This window comes from Paenibacillus sp. TAB_01, assembly GCF_043945595.1.
Taxonomy (GTDB): Bacteria; Bacillota; Bacilli; order Paenibacillales; family NBRC-103111; genus Paenibacillus_S.
In genome coordinates, this window is sequence record NZ_JBIFNP010000001.1 from 6,049,044 (window position 1) to 6,063,674 (window position 14,631).

The window sequence follows — 14,631 nt, forward strand, 5'->3', positions numbered from 1 at the left end:
TCAAGAGCTCCCCCCTTCCGGCGGCTTCGTCGCCATCCGCTGCTCATCGAGCGGCAGAACGCCCTTAGGACGGGTCTGCATCTTCCATAACGGCAGACGCATAATCGTGTCCTTCCAGTCGGCATATCGGATGGGCGCGAACGGAGAGCCGTAAGGCGTCCCCAGCGACTCCAATGAAATAATGTGCCCCAGCAGCGCCATGGCTCCAACGACGATCCCGACAATGCCGAACATGGAGGACAGCAGCATGATGGGGAAACGGACAAGCCGGATTGCCGAGGCCAGATCGTAGTTCGGTAAAATAAAGGAAGCGATAGCCGTAGAAGCCACGACAACCACCATGACGTTGCTGACCAGTCCTGCCTGAACCGCCGCCTGCCCGATAACGATACCGCCCACGATGCCAACCGTCTGCCCGATAGGCGTGGGCAGGCGCACTCCGGCCTCTCGCAGCATTTCGAGCGTAATTTCCATAATCATCGCTTCGACCAGAGGCGAGAACGGTACGCGTCCCCTGTATTCGCCGATCGATAGGATCAAATAGAGCGGAATGACTTCATGGTTAAAGGAAATCAATGCAATATAGATGGCGGGCAGGAACGCCGCGATGAAAAAACCCGCGCAGCGCAGCAGCCGGATAAACGAAGCGACAGGCCAGCGGGTGCTGTAATCGTCGATATTCTGGAAGAACGACACGATTGAAGCCGGACCGATCAAGACGCTTGGAGAACGGTCCAGAACGACGCAGATACGCCCCTGCAATATTTGGGAAGCCGCCCCGTCCGGACGCTCCGTCAGAATAAACTGCGGGAATGGCGAATATGGGTTGTCCTCAATGTATTCCGCGAGCTCCCCTGTGTTTAATATGCAATCCACGTTCACCTGCTGGAGTCTGTTTTCCATTTCTCCGACAAGCTCCGGATTCGCAATATCTCTAAGGTAGACGATGCTGCACTTCACAGGCGCCCGCTTCCCTACCATCATTTCTTTAATAACGAGCTCCCGGTTCGGAATATACCGGCGGATCATCGCGATATTCTGCCCGAGGGTTTCGATAAAGCCTTGATGCGCGCCCTTCAAGGAAGCTTCCAGCTGCGGGTCCTCAAGCCCGCGCTGGGGCCATCCCTGCGTGTCGTACATTTGTGCGGCTGCCATACCGTCCAGCATCAATACACTGCGCCCATGCAGGAGGGCATGCTCCAGATGATTCCATTGGTAGATCTCTCTGACACTGCCTACATTTACCTGCACATTAGGCTGCGTTTCCAAATCAGGAGCTTGATCCCCGCCGTCTGTCGGAAACATCAGCGGACGCAGCACGTTATTATTCACGGCATTTTTATCCGTCATGCCTTCCAAATAAGCCAGCGCTGCCGTACGACCGCTCTGGGCATGAAGAAACGAACGTATGACCAGATCCGGGGCATGTAGAAACCGGCTGCGCAGCTCCGCAAGATTATCTGCGAGCAGCGGACCGATGGCAGCCTCCTGATTCCCGGACTCAGGGGCTGCTTGTTGTATAGACGCTTGTTGTTTCGCCGACTTGTATTTATTAAATCGTAACCATTTTCGGATCAACGGCATACGCCTCATTCCTCGTACGGATTACACGGTTGGATTCGTATATTTTTGCAGAAAATACCGGAAATTATACTACTGCAGGGGCATCGGACTTTGGAGAATTGACGCGTTCGCAGAAGCTTTACGGAAGCACAACAAGAAGACAGCGCTTTCGCTGTCTTCTGTATCAGGAGCTATGAGGGGTTGTATATACGGGGATGAGACTACTACAGTACACGGCGTGCTGTTTTGTAGCTTTTCTTCCAAGTGCTTGCGTTCATATCGGAGATTCTTACGCCGCCTTTGCCGTACGTATTGATCATTTTACCGTTACCGATATAAATGCCGACATGGTGAATCGGGGAATAGAAGAATACCAGATCGCCCGGCTTCAAGTCGCTTTTGCTTACATATTTACCGACCTTAGCCTGATCGTCGGATTGGCGAGGCAGGTTAATGCCGTATTTTTTAAACACGTATTGTGTAAAAGAAGAGCAATCGAAATAACGGCTCGACCCGGACGGCGCACCAAATTTATATGGCGTTCCCAAATATTTCTTGGCAGTTTTAATTACACTCTGCGCCTTCGATGAGCTGTACGCGTAAGCCGTGTTCGATGGAATCAAGGCTGTTCCAGAGAATAGCATTGAAAGAGTGACAGTGGCGACCATCATTGTTTTACCCAACTGCTTATTTTTCAAAAATTTCATAGATGCCTCCCATGATGTAAAAAATTTTTTTGGTACTGAAGATGATGCAACGCTCCTACCAGGTATGTCTCTATCGAATGCTGCTGCATGCGATGTTGTCTCCCTGACCACATTTCGAGTATAGCACAAGAAAAAAAACCAACATGTACCAGGCAGGGCGGAACCTGCTGGTTTGGCTGGTTTTCTTGCTGTTTATTAGAAGAAAATAAGAAAATTTTAATCTTTACAGGGTTGACAAGCCCATTTCTCTAAGAAAGCAGCAAAAATGCTGTATTATCAAGGGTTTTTAGTATATACCAAGTGATATACTCATAGATATAACCGATGATATACCGGTCTATTCCCCCTTGGCGGCCGGCTCGGTCTGCGGTCCATATTTCTTCTGCAGCCCGCGGATATCGTTCATAATTTCCTTTCCGATCAGCCCCTCATACTGCTTATAAAGAGGCTGCCAGGCCCGCATCCATTCTTCCCTTTGCTCCGGAGTCAGCGAAATCACATTCATATGCGCGCTCTGCCGGATTTCGTTCAGCTGCTCCTCATTCATGCGGATGGCATTCTGATTCGCCCATTGCGTCGTCTCTTCCATCGCAGCGGTAATCTCGTTCTGAAGCTCCTTCGGGATGCTGCGCCAATAGTCTTTGTTCATTAATACCGCATAGCCCAGATAAGAATGATTGCTTAACGTCATATACCGCTGCACCTGATACAATTTCTTCGAGTTAATGTTGGAGACGGAATTCTCCTCTCCGTCCACCGTTCCCGCTTCCAGAGCTCTATACACCTCATTAAACGGAATCGGCACCGTCTTCACGCCAATCGTGTGGAAATACAGCTCGATCACCTGGCTGGGCAAAATCCGGAACCTCAAGCCCTGGAAGTCCGCGGGATGAAGCAGCGGTCCTTATTGCTCGTAATCTGCCTGAAACCGTTGCCCCAATAGGCCATGCCGACCATATGCTCCTTGTCCAGCTTGGCAAACAGCCGTCTGCCGATATCTCCGTCAAACGCCTCCTGCAGCGCTTCATTGCTTAGAAAGGCGAACGGCACGTCCCACGCCGCAAAGGCGGGAACGACCTCCGATACATTCGAAAACGCCGGGGCAATCATCTGCACATCCCCCCGGTTTAATGCCTCGAACTCATCGCTTTCATTGTACAGCACGCCGTTAGGAAACACCTCTACCTTCACCCGTCCGTTCGTCTTCTCCTTCACCAATTGAGCGAACCGCTGCGCGGCAAGTCCCTTGGGCGTATTCTCCGCCACCACGTGACTGAATTTAATGACCAGCTCCTGGTCGAAGCCCTGCTGCTCGTCGTCCCTCACAACCGGAGTAAAGGTAAACGAAGGGTAAAAGCCGATCCCGGCCGCGGCCGCCAATCCGAGGCAGACGAACAACAGAATACTTAGAATCGGTTTCATGGCCGTAAGCCCCCTCTTTCCTGCCTGCACTTAAAATGTAAGCCTATCTTAACATAAAGCGGTTCGCGGAAAATACGGCGTCAGGTTGAGTTCGCCGCCGTTTTCACTTATTGTAGGAGTTAAATCGTTCGAAGGAGCCGTGGAACCGTATGCTGTCGCGTCTGAAAATCAACTGGAAAATCGCGCTGCTTTCCTTCGGCATCGTTCTTTTCTCGCTGTGCATCGGCGGCACGATCCTCCTCGGCGGCATTGTCCGCCTCAAGGAGGAGGAGCTCGGGCGCCGGCTGCTCGTCACGGCGCGCACGGTTGCGCAGATGCCGGAGGTCATCGCCGGCATCGAAAGACCCGATGCGCGGGACGGCGTCCAGACGGCCGCCGAGCGCATCCGCATCATCAACGACGCCACCTACGTCGTTGTTATGGACATGCACCGGGTGCGGCTGTCGCACCCGGTGGAGTCCGTCATCGGCACCGTATCCGAAGGGGCCGATGAAGGCTCCGCCTTTGCCGAGCACACTTACGTGTCCAAGGCAAAGGGGGAGCTGGGCACGGCGCTGCGCGCCTTCGTGCCCATTATGAACGCCGACCACGTACAGGTCGGCGTAGCGCTCGTCGGCCGGATTCAGCCGACGGTCGGACAGGTGCTGCTTGACCTGAGCGGTCAAGCTTACATCGTGCTGCTCCTCTCGCTGCTGTTCGGCATCTGGGGCTCCTGGAAGCTCGCACAGCATATCAAGAAGCAGATGTTCGAGCTGGAGCCTCACGAAATCGCCCGGCTGCTCGTCGAGCGCACGGCCACCTTCCACGCCCTCCACGAAGGCGTGATCGCGATTGACAAGGAGGAGCGCATCACGATTTTCAACGACCGCGCCAAGGAAATGATGCGCATCTCCGGCGACGTGATCGGCAAACCGATCCGGGAAGTGCTTCCCGATACGCGCCTCCCTGAAATTCTCGATCTGAACGCCCCTGTCTATAATCAGGAGCTGTTCGTCGGGGGAGCCCAGATTATGAGCAACCGGATCCCGATCAAGGTCAGCCATCAGACGATCGGTGCCGTTGCCGTCTTCCAGGACCTGGACCGAGGTCACACGGATCGCCGAAGAGCTGACCGGCGTCAAAGCTTTCGTCGACGCGCTTCGGGTGCAGAACCATGAATATATGAACAAGCTCCATACGATCGGCGGGCTGATCCAGCTCGACCGCAAGGACAAGGCGCTGCAATATTTGTTCGAAATTACAGAGCAGAAGGAAGAGCTGACCCGTTTCTTAAGCCAGGCGGTACGTAACGACAGCTTAAGCGGGCTGCTGCTCGGCAAAATCAGCCGCGGCCGCGAGCTCGGCATCGAAGTAACGGTAGACCGTCAAAGCCGGCTGAAACGGTTCCCGCCAAGGCTCGACCAGCATGACTTCGTCGTCCTGCTCGGCAACTTGATCGAGAACGCGTTCGACGCGCTGCATCAGACGCCCCGCGGCCAGCAGGACCGGCGGATCTTCGTCAGCATCGAGCAGGACGACGATATCATCTCCGTGCTGGTCGAGGACAACGGCTGCGGCATGGATGAAGCGACGAAGGCCCGCATCTTCGAGCGGGGCTTTACGACCAAAGCCCCCTCCGAAGCGGATAGCGGCCGGGGCATCGGACTGTATTTGATCGCGTCGATCGTTAACAAGGGCGGCGGTTCCGTACAGGTGGAATCGGCTCCCGGCGAGGGCACGTCGTTCCTGGTTTCGTTCCCGATGCAGCAGGCAGAAACGTGACCTTTGCGGGGTAAAGATACCCGGCATGGGATCCTTCCTTTGGATGCATAGATGCGTTGGATGCTTTGGATTCCATTGCGCTTACCGGCATGTCCGCTCAATGGCTTGACCGGTACCGGTGGCGGTGCCTGTGCCCATACTCTTGCTCGCCCCGCTGCCCTGGCTCGGGTCCGTTTACGGTCCCCGCATGCCTGCAATAGCAGCTCATAGCATCGTTCGCCAGCTCGCAGGGATTCGAGTGCTCCATGCTGAACTTTAGTCTTAGCTTCGTATGCCTTCTTTATAGAGATAAAAATTTCACATGATCAAAGCTTTGACATGATAATATTCCTTACGGAGGTGCTGCCCTATGTCTCAGGCCAATAATGATATGGCCAAGCCCGTCTACCGTGTGCTTCTGGTCGAAGACGATCCGATGGTCCGCGAGGTGAACCGGCAGTTTGTCGAGCAGGTCGACGGCTTCCGGATTATCGGGACGGCCTCGAATGGAGAGGAAGGTCTTGACCTCGTCCGGACGCTGCAGCCCGACTTGCTCATCCTCGACATCTTCATACCGATGCTGGACGGGATGCAGACGCTGACGGCGATCCGCTCGGAAGGCTTGCCGGTGGATGTCATCGTGATCAGTGCCGCCAACGACAGGCAGACGATCGAGCATATGCTGCAAAACGGCGCCATCGATTACATCATGAAGCCGTTCAAATTCGAACGCGTCCAGCAGGCGCTGGAGCAGTTTCGGCAGAAGAAGCAGTCGCTGCAGGCGATTCAAAATATTTCCCAGCAGCAGCTGGATTATATTTTGTTCGGGCATGCTCTCTCCGATTCGCCTGCCGCCGGTGCTTCCGGCAGCGCCCCCTCCCACGCTCCCGCAGGAGCGGCAGAAAGCCTTCTGGAGGAGCTGCCCAAGGGGCTGCAGGCGCTCACGCTGAAGCAGATCGTCCAATTTCTGTCCGTCTGCAGCACACCGCTGTCGGCAGAGGAAGTAGCCGAAGGCGTAGGTATTGCCCGCGTCACCGCCCGGCGCTATCTCGATTATCTGGAGAAGCACGGCCAAGTACGGCTCGACCTGCAATACGGTATCGGCAGACCGGTGAACAAATATATTTTGTCCTCCAGATAGAATTTGGTCTTTTCCTTTGACAAACCTGCCGGTCGTTCCCTAAGATAAAGACGTACGCTTTCATTCCAAATAGTGGAGGTAATGTGATGTCGCAGACGTCTTTGCAAGAAGGCTATTTTGGTGAATTCGGAGGAAGCTTCGTTCCCCCCGAGCTGCAGGAAGTGCTGGATTATTTAAGCTCCCAGTTCCAACGGTACAAGGACGATCCCGAATTCAATGAAGAGTTCCGTTATTATCTCAAGGAATATGTCGGCCGCGAGAATCCGCTCACCTTCGCCAAGCAGCTGACCGAAAAGTGGGACGGAGCCAAAATTTATTTGAAGCGCGAAGACTTGAATCATACCGGCGCGCACAAAATCAATAATGTGGTCGGCCAAATTTTACTCGCCAAGCGAATGGGCGCCAAACGGATCATTGCCGAAACCGGCGCAGGTCAGCATGGTGTCGCAACGGCAACCGCCTGCGCCATGTTCAATATGGACTGCATTATTTACATGGGCGCCGAAGATACCCGGCGGCAGGCGTTAAATGTATTCCGCATGGAGCTGCTTGGGGCTAAGGTCGTCCCGGTATCCAAAGGACAAGCCCGCTTGAAGGACGCCGTTGATGAAGCGTTGAACGATTTGGTGCAAAACTATAAAAATACTTTTTACTTGTTGGGCTCTGCCGTAGGCCCTCATCCGTTCCCGACGATGGTCAAGCATTTCCAGTCCGTCGTAAGCGAGGAGTCGAAGCGGCAGATTCTTGAGAAGGAAGGCCGTCTCCCCGATGCCGTGCTGGCCTGCGTTGGTGGCGGAAGCAATGCCATCGGCGCCTTCGCGCATTATCTGGACGAGCCGTCGGTTCGCCTGATCGGCGTCGAGCCGGACCAAGCGGCAACGTTGACTCACGGCGTTCCCAGCGTGATTCATGGCTTCAAATGTCTGGTGCTGCTGGACGAGCAGGGGAACCCGCAGCCTACTTATTCGATCGCGGCAGGCTTGGATTACCCGGGGATCGGACCGGAGCACAGTCATTTGAAGGTGACGGGACGCGCCGAGTATGTGACGGTGACGAACCAGGAGGTGCTGGAGGCGTTCCAGGAGCTGTCGCGCACCGAAGGTATTATTCCCGCGTTGGAAAGCGCCCATGCGGTGGCCTACGCCAAAAAGCTTGCCCCGACGATGAGCAAGGATCAAATTATTATCATTAATTTATCCGGGCGCGGGGACAAGGACGTCGAACAAGTATTCCATATGCTGAAGTCCTAGTTCGTTTTTCACGGGCACGAGGCTTGAATTAATAAAATCGTTAGCTCTTAAAAAATGACTTTCAGACTGATCCATTAAAAAGAAACAGCGGCAGACCCAGACTTAGAAATAAAGTCGGGGTCTGCCGCTGTTGTTATTCAATTAACGTTTTCCTTTAGATTCATCTATGTAATGAACATCGCATGACCAAACTACCTCGAACAGTCCCTTCGCCATAGATTGATCTATCGTTCCCGCTCAGTTAACAGCAGACCTTGCTATTTATTACTTTGAATTGACTAGGAACCCTACCCATGTGAAGAGTAGAGAAATAGCTATTATAAACACAAATAGCTTTAGCCCTGTTTCTATAGATTCTATTGCAAGATTCATAAGCACCTCCGCCTAGAGAAGTTAATATCTTCAATATACCATATATTGGAACCGGCTATAAAAAAGAGACCGATGGATCGTTCCATTTCCTCATGCCTCTCGCCCCCTCTCTCCCATGACCAAAAAGACCAAAACAACCATTATGGTCAAATCATTCCCATGAAAGCATGTAAGCGATATCATATGGGCATATCATTTTGCTCATTGAACGCAAAGGAAGAGAGGGACTTCATGGCCATTCCGTCAGGTGCCAGCACCAGTATTATTCTCCGTTTGGAGATGAATAAAGAAACCAGCTCGTTCGCTCAAGTTGCCGCAGCTGTTGGCGACGCCGGAGGAGATATTATAGCAATTGACGTCAGCCGTTCCGACAAAACGATTACCGTCCGGGATATTACGGTCAACGTGTACGACCAAAAGCAGACCGACCTGATCGTTCAAGCCGTTAACGCTGTGGACGGAGTCAAAGTACTCCATGTCTCCGACCAGACGTTCCTGCTTCACATCGGCGGCAAAATCGAAACGACGCCGAAAACGCCGATCAAAAACCGCGACGACCTGTCGCGCGTCTATACGCCGGGCGTCGCAAGAGTATGTATGGCAATACACGAGAAGCCATCGCGGGCCCATTCGCTTACGATCAAGCGCAATACCATCGCCGTAGTATCCGACGGCTCCGCCGTTCTCGGACTCGGCAACATCGGACCGGAAGCCGCGATGCCTGTCATGGAGGGAAAGGCCGTGCTGTTCAAGCAGTTCGCCGGCGTCGACGCCTTCCCGATCTGCCTGGATACGCAGGATACGGAAGAAATCATCCGGATCGTCAAAGCGATCGCCCCTTCGTTCGGCGGCATCAACCTGGAAGACATCTCTTCCCCCCGCTGCTTCGAAATCGAGCAGCGGCTGATCGAGGAGCTGGACATTCCCGTGTTCCACGATGACCAGCACGGCACCGCCGTCGTCCTGCTTGCCGGATTGCTTAATGCCGTTAAGCTTGTCGGCAAACGGATGGAGGATCTGAAGATCGTCGTCTGCGGCATCGGCGCCGCCGGTATCGCCTGCTCCAAAATGCTGCTCGCTGCCGGCGTTACCAACATCATCGGCGTCGACCGCGCCGGGGCCATCGTCCGCGGCGAATCGTACGAGAACCGCGCGTGGCAGTGGTACGCGGAGAATACGAATCCCGACGGCTTGAGCGGGGCGCTCTCCGAGGTCATCCGCGGCGCGGACGTATTCATCGGCGTATCCGGCCCGGGCGTGCTGAAGGTGACCGACCTGCAGCAAATGGCCCAGGACCCGATCGTGTTTGCGATGGCGAATCCGACGCCGGAAATTTCGCCGGAAGAGGCCGAGCCTTATGTCCGCGTTATGGCGACAGGCCGTTCGGATTATCCGAACCAGATCAACAACGTGCTGTGCTTCCCCGGCATCTTCCGCGGGATTCTCGACTGCCGCGCTTCCCGCGTGACCGAAGAGATGAAGCTCGCCGCCGCCAAAGCGATCGCTTCCGTCGTCAGCGACGAGGAGCTGAACGAGCACTATATTATTCCGAGCGTGTTTAACGCTTCGGTTGTGGAATCCGTACGTGAAGCGGTCATTCAAGCCGCATATGCATCCGGCGTAGCCCGCAAGGCGGCACCGGCCCTGCCGAAGCCAGTAACCGTTTAAAGAAATTCCAGCCCCCTGAAGCCAGTGCTGCATCAGGCTGACGGGGGAGTCCTATTTCATCCATGTGTTCTCCATTCCTGCCGACCTAACTTACGAAAAGAGGGATTGCTATGAGAATCAATCTGAAAAACCTGACCGTGCAGGTGCTGCTCGCTATCGTGCTCGGTATTGCCATCGGTCAATTTTTTCCGGGCTTCGGCGTACAGCTGAAGGTGCTCGGAGATATTTTCGTCAAAATGATCAAAATGGTTATCGCACCGATCGTTTTCTTCACCATCGTCATTGGCTTTGCCAACATGGGCGATATGAAAAAAATCGGCCGCATCGGCGGTAAAGCGCTGCTCTACTTTGAAATCGTAACCACCTTCGCCATGGCGATCGGGGTTGCCGTCATGTACGTGATCCGCCCAGGAACCGGCATGGATGTCAGCAAAGTCGGCAACAGCGCTGCCGAGGTCGCCAAATATGCGAAGCAGGCTGCCGAAACGCCGCACGGCTTCATGGATTTTCTCCTTAGCGTTATTCCTGACAGTATGGTCGGCGCCTTCGCCAAAGGCGAAATGCTGCCGGTGCTCTTTTTCTCCGTGATGTTCGGTCTGGCCATGTCTATGCTCGGCGACCGTGTGAAACCGGTTACTTCGTTTTTTGAAAAGATGAATGAAATTTTCTTCAAGCTCGTTGCCCTGATCATGCGCTTCTCGCCATTCGCCGCAGGCGGCGCCATGGCTTATAGCATCGGTAAATTCGGAATCGGCTCGCTGTTCTCGCTGGGTAAAATGATGGGTTCCGTGTACATTACGATGCTTTTGTTCGTGCTGCTTGTATTGGGCGGCATTGCCCGGATGTACGGCTTCCGCATTATGAATCTGCTTAAATTTATTAAAGAAGAGATTTTGCTCGTGCTCGGCACCTCCTCCTCCGAGTCCGCCCTGCCCCGACTGATGCAGCGGCTCGAGAAATATGGCTGTTCCAAGTCCGTCGTCGGTCTGGTAGTTCCTACAGGCTATTCGTTCAATCTGGATGGCACGTCGATTTATTTGTCCATGGCTGCGCTGTTCATCGCTCAAGCTTATGGCGTGGAAATGTCCTGGGTGCAGATCCTTACGCTGCTCGGCGTACTGATGCTTACCTCCAAAGGCGCCGCAGGCGTTACCGGCTCCGGCTTCGTTACTTTGGCCGCGACGCTCGCCGCCATTCCGGGCAACGTTATTCCGATGGAAGGCATGGCCCTGCTGCTTGGCGTGAACCGCTTCATGTCCGAAGCCCGCGCCATTACGAACCTGGTCGGCAACAGCGTCGCAACCGTCGTTATCGCGAAGATGGAAGGCCAATTCGATCCGAACCAAGTCATCGAAACAACGGAGGAAGCTGCCATCGACGGAGCTTACGCCGCAGAACCGAAGCTGCTCGGGTAGTTATCACCAAAAAAACAAAAGGCAAACGGACAGAAGCAGCTGATCCGTTTGCCTTTTTCTTTTGTGCGCCTTGGCCTTGCCTCTTACGTCCTCTTGCCTTAGGCTTGCTCCGCTGCGCCGGGCTCCATATAAAACAATTCCCACAAATGGCCGTCCACGTCTTGAAAGCTCCGGCTGTACATGAAACCGTGATCGGCCGGTTCCTTGGAGGGCTTACCGCCGGCCGCAAGCGCCTTGTTTACAATGTCGTCTACCTGTGCCCGGCTGTCCGCCGAAATCGCTACAATGACTTCCGTGCTTTTGGAAGCGTCCGCCACTTCCTTGGTCAGGAAGGTTTGAAAGAAATCTTCTACCAGAAGCATCACAAACGTGTTGGCGTTAATTATCATGCAAGTCGCCTTATCGTCGGTAAATTGGGGATTGAACTCAAAGCCTAGCGCGGAATAAAAATCGATCGATCGCTTCAAATATTTGACCGGTAAATTTACGAAGGTTTGCTGAGCCTGAAATGCCATCTCGATCACCTCTTCATTAGAATTAGGGTTGTTCACCTTCCCTGCACTTCTCTATTATAAATTTAAACAGCAGGACACATTTCTTATGGATTGCTGGATGCAGCGAGTCGTTTGTCTTTTGTTTTTGTTCATATCGCTCGTTATTTAGGGTAATAATTGTCCATACTGGTTACAAGCAACCAGTTCATCTTATCGGTCGGAGAGGATAATGTAACGATGCGTACAACGGGGCTTTGGTCGGAGCGGTTCAAGCTGCTGCTGTTTAACAACAAATTTATAAGCTTTTTGTTCATCTTACTGCTCGTGGGACTCAATATTTTCGTGCTGACCAAGATTAAATTTATTTTTACGCCGCTGCTTATTCTGCTCAAGACGGTTCTGCTTCCGCTCATTCTGACCGGGGTGCTCTACTACCTGCTAAACCCGATCGTCGATTTTCTTGAAGCCAGAAAAGTCCGGCGCGCTTATTCCATCCTTGTGCTCTATATTGTCATTCTGGGCATCCTTGCGCTGGCAATCGGCACGGTCATTCCGCTGATCAAGGAACAAGTGCTTGGCCTCGTGGAGAATATCCCCGACTATACCCGCACCTTGAACCTGCAGATGGAGCAGCTGATCGGAAGCAACTTTGTGAACCAGCTGACCAGCACGATCGATATCCATACGGACGAGCTGGTCGACACGATCTCATCCCGTCTGACAGCCATGCTGAACCATACCTGGTCCAGCTTGAGCGGCTTTCTCGGTGCGCTGACCGAAACGATTCTGGCCATAGCGACCGTTCCTTTAATCTTGTTCTATCTGCTTATCGACGGAAGATTGCTTCCGCCTTATATTTTATCGTTTCTGCCGATCGCCTTACGCAATACGACCTACCGGGTCATGGAGGAAATGAGCCATCAGATCAGCTCCTACATCCGCGGGCAAATCATCGTGAGCTTCTGCATCGGATTTCTGCTCTTTATCGGTTATAACGTAATCGGCCTGGATTACTCGCTTGTCCTTGCCGTCATTGCCGCTTGCACCAGCATCGTCCCCTATCTGGGCCCGGCTATCGCCATCACCCCCGCCTTGATTGTGGCAAGCGTCACCTCGCCGGTCATGCTGCTCAAGATGGTGGTCATCTGGACGCTCGTCCAGCTGATTGAAGGCAAATTTATCTCGCCGCAAATTATGGGCAAATCGCTGCACATCCATCCGGTCACGATCATTTTCGTCATTCTGACCGCGGGCAATCTGTTCGGGCTTGTGGGCATCATTCTCGCCGTCCCCGGCTATGCCGTGCTGAAGGTAGTCGTCTCTCATTTGTTTCAATGGTTCAAAAAGCGGTCCGGCTTGTACGAAATCAGCCCGGATCGTTGAGTCTTTTGTTGATGCCGTGAACATTTCACAGTATAAAATAGTCCAGCAGCCGCGCCGCCATCCCGCTCGAGCCATCTGACCTTTCGCATAAAGACGCCTCCAAAACCACGATGGACGTGGGTATGGAAGCGTCTTTTTCAGGAAAATCACTAGAGGGCCATCCGCCCATCCAGATTAAATTCTAACCACACGGCCTTCCAGCCGCGAACGCTCAGCGGCAAAACCGATCCGGTGGCCGGAGATGGACTTCTCCAGCGTCGTCGAGCTTGAGGACGCCTCGTCTCCCCGCAGCGTCAGAACAAAATCCTCGGCCAGCCTGAGGTCGCCCCCGCCATGCCCGTCTTCGCTTGCTTCCAGATGAACATGCTCCTCGGTATAGCCTTGCCCGGGAGTCGGATCAAAATGGCGGACGATGAAATGCCCGTCCTCCATCACTCCTTGAATTTCCCCCTTCGTTCCGATGATATGAAGGATTCTACAGGGCTTGGCCGTCGCTCCGATCATATTGTGGCTGGCCGTGCTGCCGTTATCGAATTCGATAATGACGGACTGATGATCGACGACGTCGTTGTCGCAGTGCCATACGCAGCGCCCGTACGGATTATCCGTTCGCAGCGATTCCAGCTTCTCCTCCAGGCTCGGCGATGCTCCGAGATGATAATTGTTCCATACATAAAAGCCCCATCGGCCTTGATCGATGTAATTTTTGCGTGCCGAGTACGGACAGGACTCTTCAATCCCGCAGTCCGACAGACAGCGGGTTCCCGCTCCTGCCGGCGCTTTATCCGCTCGGAACTGCATCAGACTGCCGAAGCTGGAAACCGATACCGGACGCGCGCTGCCGTTGAGCCAGGTAAGCAAGTCGAGATCATGGCAGCATTTAGCCATCAGCATCGAGGATTTGCATTTGGCCTCGGAGCCCCATTTGCCACGGATGAAGGAGACGGCCATATGGTGGTAGCTCACGTGCTCCGACGTCTGGATGTTGACGATGTCCCCAATTTCCCCAGCCGCAAGACGCTTATAGATCGCCGTGTAGAAAGGCGCGTACCGCAGCACATGGCATATCATCACCGTACGCCCGTACTGCTCCGCCTTCCGCTCCAGCTCCAGCACTTCCTCCTCCGTGACGCCGATCGGCTTCTCCAGCAGCACATCATAGCCCGCTTCGAGCAGCGGAATCGTCGTCGGCACGTGCAGTTCATCCATCGTGCCGTTAATCGCCGCATCGGCGATGCGCGGGATGGAAACCAGAGCTTCCAACGTATCGAAGCAGCGGTCCTCGGCGATGCCGAAACGGGCTGCGGCAAGCCGCCTCCGCTCGGCATCGGGCTCCACCACCCCGACGATTCGAAGCGCATCGGGCTTCTTCTCCGAATAAGAAGCATAAATCGTACTGCGTTGTCCCGCTCCGATCAAAACCGCCGTCAGCGGGGCTGAAGCTGTAGCTGTCAACTGAATCCTCTCCTTTATAGC

11 protein-coding genes and 1 pseudogene are annotated in these 14,631 nt (G+C 53.9%); 6 read left to right on the plus strand and 6 right to left on the minus strand.

All coding sequences use genetic code 11. The annotated features are described in order from the left end of the window. From ACHHV8_RS29480 to dctP (ACHHV8_RS29495), 4 genes are all read right to left on the minus strand, one after another. Complete coding sequence (locus tag ACHHV8_RS29480; protein ID WP_395163659.1) at positions 1–1,575, minus strand: spore germination protein; 1,575 nt, start codon at positions 1,573–1,575, stop codon at positions 1–3. A 212-nt stretch (positions 1,576–1,787) separates the two neighbouring features. Next, positions 1,788–2,270: a C40 family peptidase gene (locus ACHHV8_RS29485; RefSeq protein WP_395162847.1), complete on the minus strand. Its 483-nt coding sequence runs from the start codon at positions 2,268–2,270 to the stop codon at positions 1,788–1,790. A gap of 337 nt (positions 2,271–2,607) precedes the next feature. Further along, positions 2,608–3,126, minus strand: coding sequence for a TRAP transporter substrate-binding protein DctP (dctP, locus tag ACHHV8_RS29490; protein ID WP_395162848.1), 519 nt, complete (start codon positions 3,124–3,126; stop codon positions 2,608–2,610). An 11-nt stretch (positions 3,127–3,137) separates the two neighbouring features. Further along, positions 3,138–3,692, minus strand: coding sequence for a TRAP transporter substrate-binding protein DctP (gene dctP / locus ACHHV8_RS29495; RefSeq protein WP_395162849.1), 555 nt, complete (start codon positions 3,690–3,692; stop codon positions 3,138–3,140). 149 nt (positions 3,693–3,841) lie between these two features. On the opposite strand from dctP (ACHHV8_RS29495), the pseudogene ACHHV8_RS29500 reads away from it, so the two are divergent. The 5 genes and pseudogenes from ACHHV8_RS29500 to dctA all read left to right on the plus strand — a co-directional run bounded on the left by ACHHV8_RS29500 (position 3,842) and on the right by dctA (position 11,278). Then, positions 3,842–5,453, plus strand: a pseudogene (locus ACHHV8_RS29500) (ATP-binding protein). Positions 5,454–5,802: 349 nt separating this feature from the next. Then, entirely contained in the window at positions 5,803–6,573 is a 771-nt protein-coding gene (locus tag ACHHV8_RS29505; RefSeq protein WP_395162850.1) for a response regulator, read from the plus strand. A gap of 86 nt (positions 6,574–6,659) precedes the next feature. Continuing rightward, a complete protein-coding gene (gene trpB / locus ACHHV8_RS29510; protein ID WP_395162851.1) occupies positions 6,660–7,823 on the plus strand; it encodes a tryptophan synthase subunit beta in 1,164 nt (387 codons plus the stop codon). 603 nt (positions 7,824–8,426) lie between these two features. Then, positions 8,427–9,863, plus strand: a complete 1,437-nt coding sequence (locus tag ACHHV8_RS29515; protein ID WP_395162852.1) for an NAD-dependent malic enzyme — start codon at positions 8,427–8,429, stop codon at positions 9,861–9,863. A 110-nt stretch (positions 9,864–9,973) separates the two neighbouring features. Then, entirely contained in the window at positions 9,974–11,278 is a 1,305-nt protein-coding gene (dctA, locus tag ACHHV8_RS29520) for a C4-dicarboxylate transporter DctA (protein WP_395162853.1), read from the plus strand. Positions 11,279–11,376: 98 nt separating this feature from the next. Here the strand turns inward: dctA and ACHHV8_RS29525 are convergent, their stop codons facing one another. Beyond that, entirely contained in the window at positions 11,377–11,793 is a 417-nt protein-coding gene (locus ACHHV8_RS29525) for a VOC family protein (RefSeq protein WP_395163660.1), read from the minus strand. Positions 11,794–12,009: 216 nt separating this feature from the next. On the opposite strand from ACHHV8_RS29525, the gene ACHHV8_RS29530 reads away from it, so the two are divergent. Continuing rightward, a complete protein-coding gene (locus ACHHV8_RS29530) occupies positions 12,010–13,155 on the plus strand; it encodes an AI-2E family transporter (RefSeq protein ID WP_395162854.1) in 1,146 nt (381 codons plus the stop codon). A gap of 174 nt (positions 13,156–13,329) precedes the next feature. On the opposite strand, the gene ACHHV8_RS29535 is transcribed toward ACHHV8_RS29530, so the two are convergent. Then, complete coding sequence (locus ACHHV8_RS29535) at positions 13,330–14,610, minus strand: Gfo/Idh/MocA family protein (protein ID WP_395162855.1); 1,281 nt, start codon at positions 14,608–14,610, stop codon at positions 13,330–13,332. Between the last annotated feature and the right edge of the window lie 21 nt (positions 14,611–14,631).